General features: G+C 69.8%; 18 protein-coding genes. 13 read left to right on the plus strand and 5 right to left on the minus strand.

Annotated elements, in window-relative coordinates:
- Window positions 1-46 precede the first annotated feature (46 nt).
- The gene (gene ggt / locus ACRSBM_RS11120) at window positions 47-1,816 is read left to right on the plus strand and encodes a gamma-glutamyltransferase (RefSeq protein ID WP_434442657.1); all 1,770 of its coding nucleotides are present in this window, start codon (window positions 47-49) and stop codon (window positions 1,814-1,816) included.
- A 257-nt stretch (window positions 1,817-2,073) separates the two neighbouring features.
- Here ggt and ACRSBM_RS11125 read toward each other — a convergent pair whose 3' ends face one another.
- Complete coding sequence (locus ACRSBM_RS11125; protein WP_434442658.1) at window positions 2,074-2,592, minus strand: DinB family protein; 519 nt, start codon at window positions 2,590-2,592, stop codon at window positions 2,074-2,076.
- A 301-nt stretch (window positions 2,593-2,893) separates the two neighbouring features.
- On the opposite strand from ACRSBM_RS11125, the gene ACRSBM_RS11130 reads away from it, so the two are divergent.
- From ACRSBM_RS11130 to ACRSBM_RS11180, 11 genes are all read left to right on the plus strand, one after another.
- A complete protein-coding gene (locus tag ACRSBM_RS11130; RefSeq protein ID WP_434442659.1) occupies window positions 2,894-3,043 on the plus strand; it encodes a hypothetical protein in 150 nt (49 codons plus the stop codon).
- A 46-nt stretch (window positions 3,044-3,089) separates the two neighbouring features.
- Window positions 3,090-3,638 carry a peptide deformylase gene (def, locus tag ACRSBM_RS11135; protein ID WP_434442660.1) on the plus strand — a complete coding sequence of 183 codons (549 nt, stop codon included), beginning with the start codon at window positions 3,090-3,092 and terminating at the stop codon, window positions 3,636-3,638.
- A 2-nt stretch (window positions 3,639-3,640) separates the two neighbouring features.
- The gene (gene fmt / locus ACRSBM_RS11140; RefSeq protein WP_434442662.1) at window positions 3,641-4,567 is read left to right on the plus strand and encodes a methionyl-tRNA formyltransferase; all 927 of its coding nucleotides are present in this window, start codon (window positions 3,641-3,643) and stop codon (window positions 4,565-4,567) included.
- 442 nt (window positions 4,568-5,009) lie between these two features.
- Window positions 5,010-6,494, plus strand: a complete 1,485-nt coding sequence (locus ACRSBM_RS11145; RefSeq protein ID WP_434442664.1) for an RsmB/NOP family class I SAM-dependent RNA methyltransferase — start codon at window positions 5,010-5,012, stop codon at window positions 6,492-6,494.
- 93 nt (window positions 6,495-6,587) lie between these two features.
- The gene (locus ACRSBM_RS11150; RefSeq protein WP_434442666.1) at window positions 6,588-7,085 is read left to right on the plus strand and encodes a flavoprotein; all 498 of its coding nucleotides are present in this window, start codon (window positions 6,588-6,590) and stop codon (window positions 7,083-7,085) included.
- 26 nt (window positions 7,086-7,111) lie between these two features.
- The gene (rpe, locus tag ACRSBM_RS11155; RefSeq protein ID WP_434442668.1) at window positions 7,112-7,777 is read left to right on the plus strand and encodes a ribulose-phosphate 3-epimerase; all 666 of its coding nucleotides are present in this window, start codon (window positions 7,112-7,114) and stop codon (window positions 7,775-7,777) included.
- Entirely contained in the window at window positions 7,774-8,775 is a 1,002-nt protein-coding gene (gene ribD, locus ACRSBM_RS11160) for a bifunctional diaminohydroxyphosphoribosylaminopyrimidine deaminase/5-amino-6-(5-phosphoribosylamino)uracil reductase RibD (protein WP_434442670.1), read from the plus strand. Before rpe ends, ribD begins: the two co-directional genes overlap by 4 nt.
- Before the next feature lie 8 nt (window positions 8,776-8,783).
- Window positions 8,784-9,404 (plus strand): riboflavin synthase, encoded by a 621-nt coding sequence (locus tag ACRSBM_RS11165; protein WP_434442671.1) that lies wholly within the window; start codon window positions 8,784-8,786, stop codon window positions 9,402-9,404.
- The gene (locus ACRSBM_RS11170) at window positions 9,401-10,663 is read left to right on the plus strand and encodes a bifunctional 3,4-dihydroxy-2-butanone-4-phosphate synthase/GTP cyclohydrolase II (protein WP_434442672.1); all 1,263 of its coding nucleotides are present in this window, start codon (window positions 9,401-9,403) and stop codon (window positions 10,661-10,663) included. Before ACRSBM_RS11165 ends, ACRSBM_RS11170 begins: the two co-directional genes overlap by 4 nt.
- Window positions 10,660-11,160: a 6,7-dimethyl-8-ribityllumazine synthase gene (gene ribH / locus ACRSBM_RS11175; RefSeq protein WP_434442674.1), complete on the plus strand. Its 501-nt coding sequence runs from the start codon at window positions 10,660-10,662 to the stop codon at window positions 11,158-11,160. Before ACRSBM_RS11170 ends, ribH begins: the two co-directional genes overlap by 4 nt.
- Window positions 11,157-11,588 (plus strand): PH domain-containing protein, encoded by a 432-nt coding sequence (locus ACRSBM_RS11180; protein WP_434442675.1) that lies wholly within the window; start codon window positions 11,157-11,159, stop codon window positions 11,586-11,588. The genes ribH and ACRSBM_RS11180 overlap by 4 nt, the downstream gene beginning before the upstream one ends.
- Here ACRSBM_RS11180 and ACRSBM_RS11185 read toward each other — a convergent pair.
- Window positions 11,585-12,010 (minus strand): DUF1761 domain-containing protein, encoded by a 426-nt coding sequence (locus tag ACRSBM_RS11185; protein WP_434442677.1) that lies wholly within the window; start codon window positions 12,008-12,010, stop codon window positions 11,585-11,587. The two genes, ACRSBM_RS11180 and ACRSBM_RS11185, sit on opposite strands and share 4 nt — an antisense overlap.
- 134 nt (window positions 12,011-12,144) lie before the next feature.
- A complete protein-coding gene (locus tag ACRSBM_RS11190) occupies window positions 12,145-13,854 on the minus strand; it encodes a vWA domain-containing protein (protein WP_434442678.1) in 1,710 nt (569 codons plus the stop codon).
- Window positions 13,855-14,052: 198 nt separating this feature from the next.
- Here ACRSBM_RS11190 and ACRSBM_RS11195 point away from each other — a divergent pair, with 198 nt between their 5' ends.
- A complete protein-coding gene (locus tag ACRSBM_RS11195; RefSeq protein ID WP_434442680.1) occupies window positions 14,053-14,256 on the plus strand; it encodes a hypothetical protein in 204 nt (67 codons plus the stop codon).
- Here ACRSBM_RS11195 and ACRSBM_RS11200 read toward each other — a convergent pair.
- Together ACRSBM_RS11200 and ACRSBM_RS11205 are read right to left on the minus strand one after the other, a co-directional pair.
- Window positions 14,253-17,069 carry an aconitate hydratase gene (locus ACRSBM_RS11200; protein ID WP_434442682.1) on the minus strand — a complete coding sequence of 939 codons (2,817 nt, stop codon included), beginning with the start codon at window positions 17,067-17,069 and terminating at the stop codon, window positions 14,253-14,255. The genes ACRSBM_RS11195 and ACRSBM_RS11200 overlap by 4 nt on opposite strands.
- Before the next feature lie 159 nt (window positions 17,070-17,228).
- Window positions 17,229-17,639, minus strand: a complete 411-nt coding sequence (locus ACRSBM_RS11205; RefSeq protein ID WP_434442684.1) for a hypothetical protein — start codon at window positions 17,637-17,639, stop codon at window positions 17,229-17,231.
- Window positions 17,640-17,654 lie beyond the last annotated feature (15 nt).

Raw genomic sequence — 17,654 nt, forward strand, 5'->3', positions numbered from 1 at the left:
CTCAAGGAGTGTTGCCATCCGGTCGTAACGGAGTAGAAGTTGCCGCATGTTGCGAACGGTTGCCGCACTGACGCTCTCCGTCGTACTGGTCGCTCCTGCCACGGCAGGCGCGGCGGAACCACCACCGCGCGTGCCCGAGCAGGTGGGCTGGGGTGGCGCTGTCTCGAGCGTCGACCCCGACGCGTCCCAGATCGGCATCGACGTGCTGCGCCGCGGTGGCAACGCCGTCGACGCCGCCGTCGCCACCGCCGCCGCGCTGGGCGTGACCGACCCGTTCTCCGCGGGCATCGGTGGCGGCGGCTTCTTCGTGCACTTCGACGCCCGCACCGGTCGCGTGTCCACTCTGGACGGGCGGGAGACCGCGCCGCGCTCGGCGACCGACCAGCTCTTCGTCGAGAACGGCAAGGCGCTGCCGTTCGCCGAGGCGATGACCAGCGGCCTGTCCGTCGGCGTCCCCGGCACGCCCAAGACGTGGCAGCAGGCGCTGCGCAGATGGGGCACGCTCAACCTGCGGGAGGCGATGGCGCCCGCGGAAGCGTTGGCACGACGAGGTTTCGTCGTCGACAAGACGTTCAATTCGCAGATCGCGAACAACGCCGCCCGCTTCGCCGACTTCACCTCGACCCGCGACCTCTACCTTCCCGGCGGCCAGCCGCCCGCGGTCGGCAGCACGTTCCGCAACCCGGAGCTCGCCGACACCTACCGCGAGCTCGCCCGCACCCAGCTCGCCTCGCTCTACGGCGGCGCGGTCGGCCGCGACCTGGTGCAGGCCGTGCGGCAGCCGCCGGTGGTGCCCGGTTCGACCCGCAACGTCCGCGCCGGCGACATGCGGCTCTCCGACCTCGCCCGCTACCAGGTCGAACGCCGTGACCCGACGCACACCCGCTACCGCGGCCTCGACGTCTACGGCATGGCGGCACCGTCGTCCGGCGGCACGACCGTCGGCGAGGCGCTGAACATCCTCGAGTCGACCGACCTGGCGAAGGTCTCCGACGTCGAGTACCTGCACCGCTTCATCGAGTCGACGAAGCTCTCGTTCGCCGACCGCCTGCGCTGGGTGGGCGACCCGGCGTTCTCCCGCGTGCCGACCGAGGGCCTGCTCTCGCAGAAGTTCGCCGACAGCCGCGCGTGCCTGATCAAGCCCGACGCCGTGCTGCCCGCCCCGCAGCCCGCAGCCGACCCGCGCAACCCCAAGGCGTGTGAAGCCACCGCCGGCCTCTCGGCGCTGCGCGAGGACGCCGAGCGCACCACCCACCTCACGACGGCCGACCGCTGGGGCAACGTCGTCGCCTACACCCTCACCATCGAGGCGGAGGGCGGCAGCGGCATCGTCGTCCCCGGCCGCGGCTTCCTGCTCAACAACGAGCTCACCGACTTCGAGTTCGTCGCCCCGACCGCGGGCGTCCCGCACCCGAACCTCCCCGGCCCCGGCAAGCGCCCGCGCTCGTCCATGGCCCCGACCATCGTCGTCGACCACGGCAAGGTCCTCCTCGCCGTCGGCTCACCGGGCGGCTCCACGATCATCACCACGGTCACCCAGATCCTGACCGCGCGCCTGGACCGCAAGATGTCCCTCATCGACGCCGTCGCGGCCCCACGCGCCTCACAGCGCAACGCCGCCACCACTCCGGCCGAGGCGGAGTTCATCGCCGCCTCGACCACAGCGGGCCTGCAGGCCATCGGCCACAAGTTCAGCCAGAACGCCGAAATCGGCGCCGCCACGGCCGTCGAACGCGCCTCGGACGGCCGCTGGCGCGCGGTCGCCGAACCGACCCGGCGCGGCGGAGGCGCGGCCCGCGTGGTGAAGGTGGGATAGCCCGTCACCTGTGATCGAAGTTGGGCGGCTGGAGCGCGGAACCCCGCACTCCAGCCGCCTTTTCACGCCGCCACGACGGTCTCGCTCCAGGTCAGGTCCTGACTTCTGCGCGGCGAACCGGAGTTCCCCGATGCTCGGGAAGCGCCAGTCCCGGACGCGCTTGTGCAGCAACAAAACCACCGCAACAAACCGTCAGACCTCCAGAGTAGAATTGAAATTGGGGGAACCCAGCCGCGTGCGTGTGTGTGGTGTGTGCGCTACTCGTTGGTGCGGCCATCAACGCGTTCGCGGATGAGATCGGCGTGACCGTTGTGTTGCGCGTACTCCTCGATCAGGTGGATGTAGAGCCAGCGCACCGAGATCTCGCCCACGCGCTCGTGCACGAAGGTGTCGTCGAGGTCGCGGGTGGCCACGGCCGCGCGGGACTCGTCCATCTCGGCGACGAGATCGGCGTACTCGGCCTCGGCGCGTGTGGGGTCCAGGTCCTCGAAGGCGCCGTCCGGGGCGCCCGGTGTGCGGTAGCGGGCCTTGACGTCCTCGCCGGCCAGGCGGATGCGGAACCACACGCGCTCGACATCCGCGAGGTGGCGGATCAGGCCCAGCAGGGTGAGGTTCGACGGGGGTGTGGACGCCGTGGCGAGCTGGTCGCCGGACAGGCCCGCGCAGTTGCCCAGGAAGGTGGCTCGGTGGCGGTCGAGCCACGCCTCCAGCATCGGGCGTTCGGCGCCGAGCAGTGGTTCGTCGGTCAGTTCGACTTCGGGTGCCGTCCAGGTCATGAGGTCATGCCTAGCTGATGGCGCCGTCGTGGACGATCTCTTTGTCGGCGTTGCGGGCCACAGACCGAGAGGATGGCGACGCCCATTCGTTCGAGCGGTACGAACTCCGGTCCGGGCTGGATCGCGCGCCGGGGTGTCGTTGAGCGTGGCGGCCCTGTCGGCGTGGTCACATCAGCCTCGTGGTCTCGGGGTCTCCACCTTGTGGCCGAGGGCGGCACGTGATCTTCCTACCCTGGGCTGATGCGGGCTCGATACTGCGAGCCGATGTGGGTTGACCTGCGCGAACGGCACAGTTGACGGCATGACGACGACTACGGTTTCCAGCGCCCCGGCAGCCCACCTCGACTTCCACGCGCTGTTCCGGCCCGTGCTGACGGCCCTGAGGTTCACCGGCCACTTCCTCGTGGCGCTCGTGGGCGTGATCTTCCTCGGCAGCGCGTCCGAGCACTGACCGGGCTCCTCGTAGACTGGCCTCCAGTCCACACGAGGAGCATTGCGTGACCGTCCAACCCATCCGCCTGTTCGGCGACCCGGTGCTGCGGACAGCGGCCGCCGAGGTCACCGACTTCGACAAGGAACTGCGCACCCTGGTCAAGGACCTGTGGGACACGATGCAGGACGCCGGCGGAGCGGGACTCGCCGCGCCTCAGCTCGGCGTTGGACTGCGCGTGTTCACGTACCACTGCGACGGTTTCGCGGGGCACCTCGTCAACCCCACGTGGGACGTGGTCGGCGAGGAGATGCAGGACGGGTCGGAGGGATGTCTGTCCATCCCGGGCATGTCGTGGGACTGCAAGCGTCACCTGCACGTCGTGGCCAAGGGCTGGAACATGCACGGTGAGCCCGTCGAGGTCGAAGGCACCGAGACGCTGGCGCGCTGCATCCAGCACGAGTCGGACCACCTCGACGGCGTGTTGTTCCTCGACCGCCTCGACGCCGAGACCCGCAAGCAGGCCATGAGGGAGATCCGGCAGGCCGAGTGGTTCGACGGTACGGTGCCCACCTTGAAGCAGAGCCCGCACCCACTCTTCGGCAGGTCCAGCTGACCATGCGACTCGTGTTCGCCGGTACGCCCGAGGTCGCACTTCCCTCGCTGCGCGCCTTCATCGACTCCTCCCGCCACGACGTCGTCGCCGTGGTCACCCGTCCCGACGCGCCCTCAGGCCGTGGCCGAAGGCTCGAGCGCTCCCCGGTGGCCGCGCTCGCCGACGAGCACGGCATCGAGGTGCTCACCCCGGCCAAAGCGGGCGATCCCGAGTTCCTGGACCGCCTGCGCGCGCTGGAGCCCGACCTCTGCCCCGTCGTCGCCTACGGCAACCTGCTCCCGCAGCGGACGCTCGACGTGCCGAGGTTCGGCTGGGTCAACCTCCACTTCTCCGTGCTGCCCGCGTGGCGCGGCGCCGCGCCGGTGCAGGCCTCCGTGCGCAACGGTGACGACATCACGGGCGCCTCGACGTTCCGGATCGTCAAGGAACTGGACGCCGGTCCCGTGTTCGGCGTGGTGACCGAGAAGGTGCGCGACCGCGACACCTCCGGCGACCTGCTGACGAGGCTGTCGGTCTCCGGCGCCGGCCTGCTGCTGTCCACTGTGGACGGCATCGAGGACGGCACCCTGCGCGCCGTCGACCAGCCCGCCGACGGCGTCACGTACGCCGCGAAGATCACCGTCGACGACGCGCGCCTCGACTTCACCACGCCCGCGGTGGCCGTGGACCGCCTGGCGCGCGCCGTGACGCCCGAGCCCGGCGCGTGGGCGGAGTTCCGGGGTGAGCGGCTGAAGCTCGGCCCGGTGAATCCGGTGGACGACGTGACGCTGCCCGCCGGTGAGGTGCTCGTCGAGCGCAAGCGCGTGCTCGTGGGCACCGCGACGACCGCTGTGGCCCTCGGTGAGGTCCAGGCACAGGGCAAGAAGCGCATGGCCGCCACCGACTGGGCCCGCGGCGTGCGGGTCGAAGCAGGGGAGCGCATCGCATGAGGTGCTCCGCGGCATGGGCGCGCGGCACAGCGGTACCCGCCTGGGAGCGGACGGGAACTGACCCGGCCGGTGCGGGCCGGGCGCACGTTGCCGGTGTGGTGCCCGGCCGGTCTTCGGCCAGGGACCGCGGTGTGGACATGGGCATCGGTGTGAATTGGGGCCGCGGCGTGGACTGGCGCTGCGGGGTGGACTGGGGTCGCAGTCTGGACTCGGGCTGCGGTGTGGAATGCGATCACGGTGTGAACTGGGGTCGCGGTCTGAACCGGGGCTGCGGTGTGGAATGCGGCCACGGTGTGAACTTGGGCCGTGGTGTGGACATGAGCTGGGGTGTGGGCCTGGACCGCGGTGCGGACCAGGGCCGCGGTGTGGAGCTGGGCCGCGTTGGGCGTGCCCCGGCAGGGAAAAACGAGATGTTGGAGCCCAAGACAGTGGAGCAGTGCGCATGACCAACCACTCGCGAGGCGCCTCCAAGCCGTCCCGCCCGAGCAGGCCGCACCCGCCGCGCCGGCGCACCGGACCCTCCAAGCCGCCTGTGGAGGATCCGGCGCGTCTTGCCGCGCTGGAGACGTTGCGCGCGGTGCGGCAGCGTGACGCCTACGCGAACCTCGTGCTGCCGAAGCTGCTTCGCGACCGTCGCATCACCGGTCGCGACGCAGCCCTCGCCACCGAGCTCACCTACGGTGCGTCGCGGGCTCAGGGCCTGCTCGACGCCGTCATCGAGGCGTGCTCCGACCGCCCCTTGTCCGAAGTGGACGGCTCGGCGCTCGACGCGCTGCGGCTCGGTGCGTATCAGCTGCTACGCACGCGGATTCCGTCGCACGCCGCGGTCGCCTCGACCGTCGACCTCGTCCGGGCCGAGCTCGGGTCCGGGATCGCGGGCTTCGTCAACGCCGTCCTGCGCCGGGTCTCCGAGCAGGACGAGGCCGCCTGGGTCGACGAGCTCGCGCCGGACCCGGACACGGACCCGGTCGGCAACCTGGCCTTCACCCACGCCCACCCGCGCTGGATCGCGCAGGCGTTCGCGGAGGCCCTCGGCAGTCGCGAGGAGCCGTTGAAGCTGGCCCTCGAGGCCGACGACGCGCGGCCGGCCGTGCACCTGGTGGCACGTCCTGGCGAGGTGAGCGCCGACGAGCTCGCCGCCATCATCGGCGGCGACGTGGCGCCGTACTCGCCTTACGGCGTGCATCTGGAGGCCGGGGCGGGCGACCCGGGCGATCTCGAGCCCGTCCGGGAACGCTTCGCCCACGTGCAGGACGAGGGCAGCCAGCTCTGTGCGCTGGCCCTGACCCGCGCGCCACTCGAAGGCGGTGACGACGGGGGGACGGACGACCGCTGGCTGGACCTCTGCGCGGGCCCTGGCGGCAAGGCCGCCCTGCTGGCCGCGCTGGTTGGCCTCGAAGGCGGCGAGCTCATCGCCGTCGAGAAGGCACCCCACCGCGCCGAGCTCGTGCGCAAGATCACCTCAGGCCTGCCGGTGACCGTGCACGTGGCCGATGGCCGTGAGACCGACTTCGTCGAAGGGGCGTTCGACCGCGTACTGGTCGACGCGCCCTGCACCGGTCTCGGTGCACTGCGCAGGCGCCCGGAGGCGCGGTGGAGGCGCCAGCCCGCCGACGTCGGCACGCTCACCAAGCTGCAGCATGAGCTGCTGACCGAGGCGTTGCGGCTGGTGCGGCCTGGTGGCGTCGTGGCTTATGTCGTGTGCTCACCTCATCTCTCGGAGACCGTCGGGATAGTGACGGACGTCGCCCGGCGGACCGGAGCCGAAGTGCTGGACACGCGTGAACTCTTCCCCGGGGTTCCACACCTCGGGGACGGGCCGCACGTCCAGCTCTGGCCGCACCTGCACGGAACCGATGCGATGTTCTGCTCGGTGCTGCGACGCCCTGTTCGAGCGCTCGGGGACGACGCTAGCGACGGGGTCTGACAGTGATGGGCGCCGTCGGCCCGCAGTGGGGTGCAACGGCGTCGGAGTTCACTGGTTCGGGTGACGCTCCGCGCCCAGCCTAAGATCGTCCACATGACACGTGGGCTGCTCGGACTGGTCGCAAGCGGCTGCGGCGGCGTCGAGTCCTGGTTCCGCACGGACCTCGCCGAACCGGCGGCTCGACGCGGCTGGCGGCTCGCCATCACGCTGACCCCGACCGTGGTCCCGTGGTTCGAGGAGGCCGGTGAGCTGGACGAACTGCAGGCGCTCACCGACCTGGAGATCCGGTGGAACCCGCGCCTGCCGAGCCAGCCGAAGCCCTACCCGACGCCCGACGCGTTCATCTTCGCCCCGGCGAGCGCGAACTCGGTGGCCAAGCTCGCCCTGGGCATCGGCGACAACCAGGCGCTGACCGCGGTGAACGAGGCCATCGGCGTCGAGAACTGCAAGGTCGTCGTCATGCCCCAGGCGAACGCGGACAAGCGCCGTCACCCGATGTGGGACACGCACGTCGCGACGCTCACCGGAGCGGGTGTCGTGGTGGTCACTGACGAGGCTCCCGGCACGTTGCTCGACCTGCTGGACACCTAGACTTCACCCTTGTGGTCCACACGCCGATGATCGCCCCCAGCATCCTGTCCGCCGACTTCGCGCGCCTCGCCGACGAGCTCGCCGCGGTGCCCACGTCGGACTGGATCCACGTCGACGTCATGGACAACCACTTCGTGCCGAACCTGACGCTCGGCCTGCCCGTGGTGAAGTCGCTGCTCAAGGTGACCGACATCCCGATCGACTGCCACCTCATGATCGAGGACCCCGACCGCTGGGCCATCGGGTACGCCGAAGCGGGCGCCTACAACGTGACGGTGCACGTCGAGGCGGCGAACGACCCCGTCGCGCTGGCCAAGAACCTGAAGGCCGCGGGCAGCAAGGCCGGTCTGAGCATCAAGCCCGGTACCCCGCTGGAGCCGTACGTCGAGGTGCTCAAGCACTACGACACGCTGCTGGTCATGTCGGTCGAGCCGGGCTTCGGCGGGCAGAGCTTCATGGCCGAGGTGCTCGACAAGGTCCGCCAGGCACGCCACCTCGTCGACACCGGCCACCTCAAGCTGGTGGTGGAGATCGACGGCGGCATCAACGCCGACACGATCGAACAGGCCGCGCAGGCCGGAGTGGACTGCTTCGTCGCGGGTTCCGCCGTGTACGACGCCACCGACCCCGGCAAGGCCGTCGAGGCACTGCGCGCTTCGGCGGCCCGCGCCCAGGTAGCCAGGACCACATGACGCCCGAGGACGCGATGGCGCTCGCCATCGCGGAGAGCGAGCGGGTGCGGGGCACCACGAGCCCCAACCCGCCGGTCGGGTGCGTGGTCCTGGACGAGAGCGGCAAAGCGGTCGGGTTCGGCGCCACGCAACCGCCCGGTGGGCCGCACGCCGAGGTCATGGCGCTCAAGGAAGCGGGCACGAAAGCACAGGGCGGCACGGCCGTGGTGACCCTGGAGCCGTGTTCGCACTACGGCCGTACACCACCGTGCACCGAAGCCCTCATCGAAGCCGGCATCAAGCACGTCATCCACGCCGTCAGCGACCCGGACCCCCGAGCCGCGGGTGGCGCGAAAGTGCTCGAAGAAGCCGGCCTCACGGTCGAGAGCGGCCTGATGCACCAAGAAGTCAGCCGCGGCCCCCTCAGGGCGTGGCTGCACTACGCGCGCACGGGCCGTCCGCACGTCACGTGGAAGTACGCGGCCTCGCTCGACGGCCGGATCGCGGCCGCCGACGGCACCAGCCAGTGGATCAGCTCGGCGACCTCCCGCAAGGAGGTCCACGACCTGCGCGCGAAGCTGGACGCGATCATCGTCGGCAGCGGCACGGTCAGGAAGGACGACCCCGCGCTGACGGCCAGGGACGCCGACGGAATGCCGCTGCCCCGCCAGCCGTTGCCCGTGGTGGTGGGCCGCGGCGACCTGCCGGAAGGGGCCAAGCTCCAGCACACCGCCCTGCACCTGCGCACGCACGACCCGGACGACGTGCTGAGCGCGCTCGCCGGGCAGGGGAAGGTCGACGTGCTGCTGGAGGGCGGCCCGACGCTGGCCGGCGTGTTCTGGCGGGCCGGGAGGATCGACCGGGTGCTCGCCTACATCGCGCCCGCGCTGCTCGGGAACGGACCCGCGGCGGTACTGGACGCGGGCGTGTCAACCATCACGGACGCTGTCCGGTTGACAGTGGAAGACGTCACCATGAGCGGGCCGGACTTGCGGATCAGCGCGGTTCCGCGAACTTAGGAGGAGCGGTGTTCACCGGGATCGTCGAGGAACTCGGCCACGTCGTAGCGACGGAGGACCTGCCTGACGCGGCACGGATCCGCATCGCCGGGCCGATCGTGACCAGCGATGCGAAGCACGGCGACTCCATCGCGGTGAACGGCGTCTGCCTCACCGTCGTGGAGGTCGAGAACGACACCTTCACCGCGGACGTGATGCGCGAGACCCTGACGCGCAGCAGCCTCGCGAAGGTCGCCGGAGGCGACCGGGTCAACCTGGAGCGCGCGGCCGCGGTCGGCCAGCGCCTCGGCGGCCACATCGTGCAGGGCCACGTCGACGGCACGGGCACGATCCTCGCGCGGGAGAAGGCCGAGCACTGGGAGATCGTCCACATCGGACTACCGCCCCAGCTCGCCCGCTACGTGGTGGAGAAGGGATCGATCACGGTCGACGGCGTCTCGCTGACGGTCGTGACCGTCTCCGAGGACCAGTTCACCGTGAGCCTGATCCCGACCACCCTCGAACTCACCACGCTCGGGCGCCGCCTGCCCGGCGACCTGGTGAACCTGGAGGTCGACGTGCTGGCGAAGTACGTTGAACGACTGGCGATCCCGCACCTGCGGGCCATCGCGGGCGAGGAGGCCCAGTGAGCACGGAGTTCGCCGAGATCGAGCGGGCGATCAGGGACATCGCCGCCGGACGGCCCGTGGTCGTCGTGGACGACGAGGACCGTGAGAACGAGGGCGACCTGATCTTCGCCGCCGAGAAGGCGACGCCGGAACTGCTCGCGTTCATGGTCCGCTACACGTCCGGCTACATCTGCGTGCCGCTTACCGAGTCCGACTGCGATCGCCTCGACCTGCCGCCGATGTTCCACACGAACCAGGATGTGCGCGGCACCGCGTACACGGTCACGGTCGATGCGCGTGAGGGCGTCAGCACCGGCATCTCGGCCGCGGACCGCGCCCGTACGATCCGGCTGCTCGCCGACCCGACCTCGAAGGCCAGCGACTTCAACCGTCCCGGCCACGTCGTGCCGTTGCGTGCCAAGGCCGGTGGCGTGCTGCGCCGTCCGGGCCACACCGAGGCCGCCATCGACCTGTCGCGCCTGGCCGGGTTGTCGCCCGCAGGCGTGCTCTGCGAGATCGTGTCGCAGAAGGACGAGGGCGACATGGCCCGCCGCGACGAGCTCGAGGTGTTCGCGGCCGACCACGACCTCGCGCTGATCACGATCGCCGATCTGATCGCGTACCGCCGCCGGGTCGAGACCCAGGTCGAACGGGCCGCCGAGGCGCGCATCCCGACCGCGCACGGCGTGTTCACCGCCTTCGGCTACGACAGCCTGCTCGACGGCATCGAGCACGTCGCGATGGTGTACGGCGACATCGGCGACGGCGAGGACGTGCTGGTGCGCGTGCACTCCGAGTGCCTCACCGGCGACGTCCTGGGCTCGTTGCGCTGCGACTGCGGCCCGCAGCTCGACGCGGCGCTGGAAGCCGTCGCGGCACAGGGACGTGGCGTCGTGCTGTACATGCGTGGCCACGAGGGGCGCGGCATCGGCCTGATGCACAAGCTGCAGGCCTACCAGCTGCAGGACCAGGGCGCGGACACCGTGGACGCGAACCTCGCGCTGGGCGTTCCCGCCGACGCGCGCGACTACGGCACGGGTGCGCAGATCCTCGTGGACCTCGGCATCAAGTCCATGCGGCTGCTGACGAACAACCCGGCCAAGCGCGTCGGTCTGGAGGCCGGATACGGTCTGCGTGTGCTCGACCGGGTACCGCTGCCGATCTCCCCGAACCCGGAGAACCTGCGGTACCTGCGCACCAAGCGTGACCGGATGGGCCACGAGCTGCACCAGCTGGAGCAGTACGAGGCCGTTGTTTCCGCTACGGAGGACCAGGAATGAGCGGCGAGGGCCGTCCAGAGCAGACCACGCTCGACGGCAGGGGCCTGAGCGTCGCCATCGCGGCGACGCGCTGGCACACCAAGATCACCGACCAGCTCGTCGAGCGCGCCCTCAAGGCCGCCGAGGACGCCGGCTGCGTCGACACGACCGTCGTGCGCGTGGCGGGGGCGATCGAGCTCCCCGTCGTGGTGCAGGAACTCGCGCGTCACCACGATGCCGTGGTCGCGCTGGGCGTGGTCATCCGCGGCGGCACCCCGCACTTCGAGTACGTGTGCGACTCGGTGACGGACGGCCTCACGCGCGTCGCGCTCGACGAGTCGACGCCGGTCGGCAACGGCGTGCTGACGACGAACACCGAGGAGCAGGCCCTGGCCCGCGCCGGGCTGCCGGACTCGGTGGAGGACAAGGGCTACGAGGCGACCGTCGCCGCGATCGACACGGCACTCGTGCTGCGCGGCCTGCGTCAGCCGTGGACCGAGCAGGGGTTCGAGTCGTGACCGCCATCGTCCTGCGCCCCAAGAAGATCCGCCGCGTCGCGTGGGCGTGCGCGATCGGCCTCGTCGCCGTGTTCACGGTGGTGGGCCTGCTGCTGGGCAACACTCCGACCGGCGTGATCTTCCGGACGTCCGACCAGATCGCCATGATCGTGCTGGGCTTCCTGCTGGCGGGCGGGGTGCTGCTGCTGACCCGTCCGCGCGTCACCGCCGACGCCTCGGGTGTCGACGTGCGCAACGTCGTGACGTCACACCACTACGACTGGAACGACGTGCTGTCGGTCAGCTTCCCGGACGGCGCCGCGTGGGCCCGTCTGGAACTGCCGGAGGACGAGTACATCTCCGTCATGGCCGTGCAGGCCGTGGACCGCGACTACGCCGTTTCGTCCGTGCGCGCGTTGCGGGAACTGCACAAGTCCGCGCGAGGTTAGGTCCACAGACCGAGGATCGCGCCCGCGAGCGTGAGACCGACGACGTGATAGCCCGCGCCGATGGCCGCGAAGGTCACCGGGGCGGGCTTCGTCATGTCGTAGGCGCCCGTCACGAACCTGACGGGCAACGCGATGCCGGCACCGATGACGAGCCCGAGCAGGACGCCCTCCATGATGGTGTCGGTGTTCGACGCGGCACCGATCATCGCGGTGACGAGCGTGATCACGAAACACGTGGCCAGCGGGACGGCGTAGGTGCTGACGCCGATCTTCTCCGGCGGGCTGAGGTCCCACCCGGCCGCTCGTTGCCAGGCCCTGCCGAAGGCGAAGTCCGCGTACCACACCATGCTCAACGCGAAGTAGGCGATCGTGGCCACGACGACGGCCCACCAGTTCAGGTCGCCGAGCACGCTCAAGCTCATCAGGTTCTCCCGCGGTGATCAGGGTGACTTGGCATCGCGGGCCGCCAGGTAGCTGTTACCGGTGGTTCGGGTTTCGACATTACGGTGGCGAATGGACCGCCCGTCCCGGGGAACGAGCGGTCCACGTCGTCACGTCACTTGGGCGGTGGCGGGACGTTGCACCGCACCGGCGCCGACTCGTTGCCGGACGCGTCCTTCGCGCTCACCAGGGCGTCGCCCTTGAGCGTGATCTTCCAGTCGATGTCACCCGTGCCGGGCTTCTGCGTGGGCGTCGCTCCGGGCGCCTGCACCAGCTTGATCTCGGTGCCGCCGGGGAAGCCGCCGAAGACCGCGGCGCTCGCCGTGTCGCGGACGTAGATCTGCGGGTTCGGGTCCACGGCGTCCGTCGCGCTCAGCAGGTAGAAGCCGTCCTCGTTGTCAGCGGGCGGAACGTTGCCACCGCTGGGGTTGTTCGTCGGCGTGCACGTCACGACCGGCGGTGTGGTGTCCACCCAGTCCTTCAGCACGTCGTCGCACACCGCGTTGCCGTTGGCGTGCGTGAAGCAGCCGCGGATCGTGTCGGTGCCGAGGCCGCCGAGTCCCTGCGCTCCCGGATAGGTGAAGTCGGTCAGCCCGTTGGCCGCCGTCGTGCCGTTGCCCGCGGCGCCGGTGTTGGGGCCGGACAGAACTCCGAACGTGACGCCGATGCCGGAGACCGGATCACCGAAGTCGTCGGTGACCTTGGCGGTGACCGTGTGGGTCTGGCCGGGGGTGCCGAGCTCGTTCACCTCGTGCTCGGGCTCGACGTCGATGTGCGCCGCACACCCGTGCACCCTCACGGTCGGGTTGGCGAACGTGACGGCGTGGCCCTGCGCGTCGCTGTAGGACACGGCCGGGTTCACGGCGAGCGTTCCACCGCCGGCGGCGGGCAGGTGCGTCGCGGTGAACGTCAGCGTGACGCTCTCCGTGCGCAGCTCGTTGATCGTCCACGTCAGGACGTTGCCGTTCTGCGCCACGGTGCCCTTGGACACGGCGGCGCCACTCACGGAGAACTGCGGTCCGACGGTGTCCACGACCTGCACGCCGGTCGCCGCGGGCACGACGATCGCCGCGCCGATGGTGCCGAAGATCTGCTGCAGCTGACCGGAGTCCGGGGCGAAGAAGTAGTGCACACCCTCGTCTGGATCGGTCGTCCAGTCCTTGATCTCCGCTTCGAACGAGGTGACGCGCAGTCCGATGGCGAAGATCTCGGTGCCGGCGGCACGGGCGCTCGCGGCGGCCGGGCTCGCGTCACCGCCCACGGTCGTCTCGCCGTCCGTGATGATGATCATCTTCTTGGCGTTGCCCGGCACCGATCCCGCGAGTTGGGCCTGGCCGGTCGAGATGCCGTCGGAGTGGTTGGTGTTCCCGGCGGCCGACAGCGTGTCGATGGCCGATTTCACCGCCGCGGCGTCACCGGTCAGTCCCACGTCGACCGAGGCGTCGGAGGCGAAACTGGTCACGCCCACTCGTGAGCCGTTGGCGATCACGCCGTTGAGCGAACCGTCGGTCGCCTGGTCGATGATGTCGACGAAAGATTTCGCCGCGGCTTTCAAATCGGCGATCGGTTGTCCCTGCATGCTGCCCGACCGGTCAAGCACCAGCTCGATGTCCGCGGGATTGCCCGCGATGCCGGTCTCGGCGTTGAGCGTCACCGTGACCGGTACGGTGCCGCCGCACTGGATGTCGGTGGCGCCCAGCGACTTGTCGCCGGTCACGGTGCCTTCCGCGGCCGCGCCGGCTTGGCCGGAGAGCGGGACGGTCATGGCCGCGACCAGCGCTGCGACGGTGATCCCGGCTCTTCGTCTGAGTTTCCTCGGTTCCACTGGAATACCTCCTTCTGGCCAATCGCGATGGTGCCGCGATTGGTCAGAAGAGGCTAAGTCCGGTCAAACCCAATGGCGATGAAGTTCACCCGTGTGCAGCAAGGAAAAGTGTTAGCCCAGTTTATCCAATTGTGACGAAAGGACCGCCCGGAATGTGTCCGGACGGATCTTTCGTAATGATCGGCTATTATGCCGATGATGTTCGAGCGGTGGATGCGCTGCTCGGCCCACACCTACGAGTTGGATCCGGCGACGGCAACCTATGCGTTGACCGGCATCTTCCGCGATCGGTTGAAGACCACAGTCCCGTTCGCCGATCGCATTGGACGATCTGATCAGCTGAACACCGAAGGCCCGCCCGGAACATGTCCGGACGGGCCTTCCGCGATGATCGGCTCTTAGCTGCGGACCATCTTGCGCAGCACGTACTGCATGATGCCGCCGTTGCGGTAGTAGTCGGCCTCACCGGGCGTGTCGATGCGGACGACCGCGTCGAACTCGACCTTCGAGCCGTCCGCCTTGGTGGCGACGACGTGCACCGTCGACGGCGTGGTGCCGTTGTTCAGCTCCGTGACGCCGCTGAAGTCGAACGTCTCGGTGCCGTCGAGGCCCAGGGACGCAGCGTTGTCGCCCGCCGGGAACTGCAGCGGCAGCACGCCCATGCCGATGAGGTTCGAGCGGTGGATGCGCTCGTAGGACTCGGCGATGACGGCGCGGACGCCGAGCAGCGAGGTGCCCTTGGCCGCCCAGTCGCGCGACGAGCCGGAGCCGTACTCCTTGCCCGCCAGCACGACCAGCGGAACGCCTGCCTCCGCGTACGCGACCGACGCGTCGTAGATCGTCGTCTGCGGGGCGTCGGCCTCCAGGAAGTTGCGGGTGAAGCCGCCCTGGACGTCGTCGAGCAGGAGGTTGCGCAGGCGGATGTTCGCGAACGTGCCGCGGATCATCACCTCGTGGTTGCCGCGGCGGGAGCCGTAGGAGTTGAAGTCCTTGCGCTCCACGCCGTGCTCGGTCAGGTACTTGCCCGCGGGCGAGTCGGCCTTGATCGAACCGGCGGGGGAGATGTGGTCCGTGGTGACCGAGTCGCCCAGCAGCGCGAGGACGCGAGCGCCCGCGATGTCGGTGACCGGCTTCGGCTCCATCTCCATGCCCTCGAAGTACGGGGGCTTGCGCACGTAGGTGGACTCGGTGTCCCACTCGAACGTGTTGCCGGTCGGCGTGGGCAGCGACTGCCAGCGCTCGTCACCGGAGAACACGTTGGTGTAGCCCTTGGTGAAGCCCTCCGCGGAGATCGAGGTCGAGATGACCTCGGCGATCTCGGCCGGGGTCGGCCAGATCTCCGACAGGTACACCGGCTTGCCCTCGGGGTCGTACGCGAGCGGCTCGGTGGTGATGTCCTTGTCCATCGAACCGGCCAGCGCGTACGCCACGACCAGCGGCGGCGACGCGAGGTAGTTCATCTTGATGTCCGGGTTGATCCGGCCCTCGAAGTTGCGGTTGCCGGACAGCACCGAGACGACCGCGAGGTCGCCTTCCTGCACGCCCGCCGAGATCTCGTCCTGCAGCGGGCCCGAGTTGCCGATGCAGGTGGTGCAGCCGTAGCCGACCAGGTGGAAGCCGAGCTTCTCCAGGTACGGCATGAGGCCGGCGCGCTCGTAGTAGTCCATGACGACCTTCGAGCCCGGCGCCAGGGTCGTCTTGACCCACGGCTTGCGCTCGAGGCCGCGCTCGACGGCCTTCTTCGCGAGCAGGGCCGCGCCGAGCATCACGGACGGGTTCGAGGTGTTGGTGCACGACGTGATCGCGGCGATCGCGACCGCGCCGTGGTCCAGCTCGAACTCGTTGCCGTCGAGGGTGACCTTGACGGGCTTCGAGACCCGGCCGGTGGCACCCTCGGCGGCGGACTGGAAGACCTTCGGCGTGCCGGAGCCGTTGTCGCCCTCGTGGACGGCGATCGGGTCGCTGGCCGGGAACGTCTCGTCGACGGCCTCGTCCACGCCGGACAGCTCCGGGGACTCGGTGTGCGCGACGTAGGCGCCCAGGGCCTGGCGGAACGACTCCTTGGCGTTCGTCAGCTCGATGCGGTCCTGCGGGCGCTTCGGGCCGGCGATGGACGGGACGACCGTCGCCAGGTCGAGCTCCAGCGTCTCGGAGAACACCGGCTCGCGGGACGCGTCGTGCCAGAGGCCCTGCTCCTTGGCGTAGGCCTCGACGAGCGCGATCTGCTCCTCGGTCCGGCCGGTCAGGCGCAGGTAGTCGATGGTCTCGCCGTCGATCGGGAAGATGCCGACCGTGGAGCCGAACTCCGGCGACATGTTGCCGATGGTGGCGCGGTTCGCGAGCGGCACGGCGCTGACGCCCTCGCCGTAGAACTCGACGAACTTGCCGACGACGCCCTGCTTGCGCAGCATCTCGGTGATCGTGAGCACGAGGTCGGTCGCGGTGGCGCCGGGGGGCAGCTCACCGGAGAGCTTGAAGCCCACGACCCGCGGGATCAGCATGGAGACCGGCTGGCCGAGCATCGCGGCCTCGGCCTCGATGCCGCCGACGCCCCAGCCCAGCACGCCGATGCCGTTGACCATCGTGGTGTGCGAGTCGGTGCCGACGAGGGTGTCCGGGTACGCCTGGCCGTTGCGGACCATGACGACGCGGGCCAGGTGCTCGATGTTGACCTGGTGCACGATGCCGGTGCCGGGCGGGACGACCTTGAACTCGTCGAACGCCGTCTGGCCCCAGCGCAGGAACTGGTAGCGCTCGCGGTTGCGCTCGTACTCCAGGTCGACGTTCAGCTCGAACGCGTCCGGGCGGCCGAAGATGTCGGCGATGACCGAGTGGTCGATCACGAGCTCGGCGGGCGCGAGCGGGTTCACCTTCTCGGCGTCGCCGCCGAGCTGGGTGACGGCCTCGCGCATGGTCGCGAGGTCGACCACGCAGGGCACACCGGTGAAGTCCTGCATCACGACGCGGGCAGGCGTGAACTGGATTTCGGTGCTGGGCTCGGCGGCCGGGTCCCAGTTGGCGAGAGCGCGCACGTGGTCGGCGGTGATGTTCGCGCCGTCCTCGGTCCGCAGCAGGTTCTCCAGCAGGATCTTCAGGCTGAACGGAAGACGCTCGGCGCCCTCCACGGCGCTCAGCCGGAACACCTCGTACGAGGCGTCGCCGACGTTGAGCGTGCCGCGGGCGCCGAAGCTGTCCTTGCTAGCTGGTGCAGTCACGTGCAACTCCATCTGGTGACAGCGCGGTGGTCAGTTCGGGGTACGGGGAGAGTCTTCCTCACCAGGTCGACCACTGCCCCTCGACCCCAAACAGTACGCTTGTCCTGTAAGTCGGTTCAACCCAGGTTGCCCTAAGTCACTTGCCTGTTCGGTCGGGGATCAGCTCAGCAGGACGATCGCGAACGTGATCAGCAGCAGCACCTTGAGGCCTTCGAGCGCGATGTAGACGACGTGCGTGCTGGATCCGGGCGGCGTCTCGCCCGCGATGATGACCGCGGCCCTGGCTTCGAGCCGCGGCCGCAGCACGAGGACCTGGACTGCCAGCGTCACGGCGAGCACGACCAGCAGGATCGTCGCGGCGAGAGAGCGTGGCGCCAGCGCGAACGTGACCGCGGTGACGGTGGCCAGCACGATCTCCGACGCGTTGAGCGCGCGGAACACCAGCCGGCCGATGCCGAGGCCCAGCGGCAGCGTGATGCCGGGCGCGCGGAACTTCAGCGGTGCCTCGATCGAGATCGCCACGACCATGCCGAGCCAGACGCACGCCGTCGCGAGCGGTACGAGTGTCATGAACGGTTATCTTGG

It is taken from the genome of Lentzea xerophila, assembly GCF_051094245.1.
GTDB classification, from domain to species: Bacteria; Actinomycetota; Actinomycetes; order Mycobacteriales; family Pseudonocardiaceae; genus Lentzea; species Lentzea xerophila.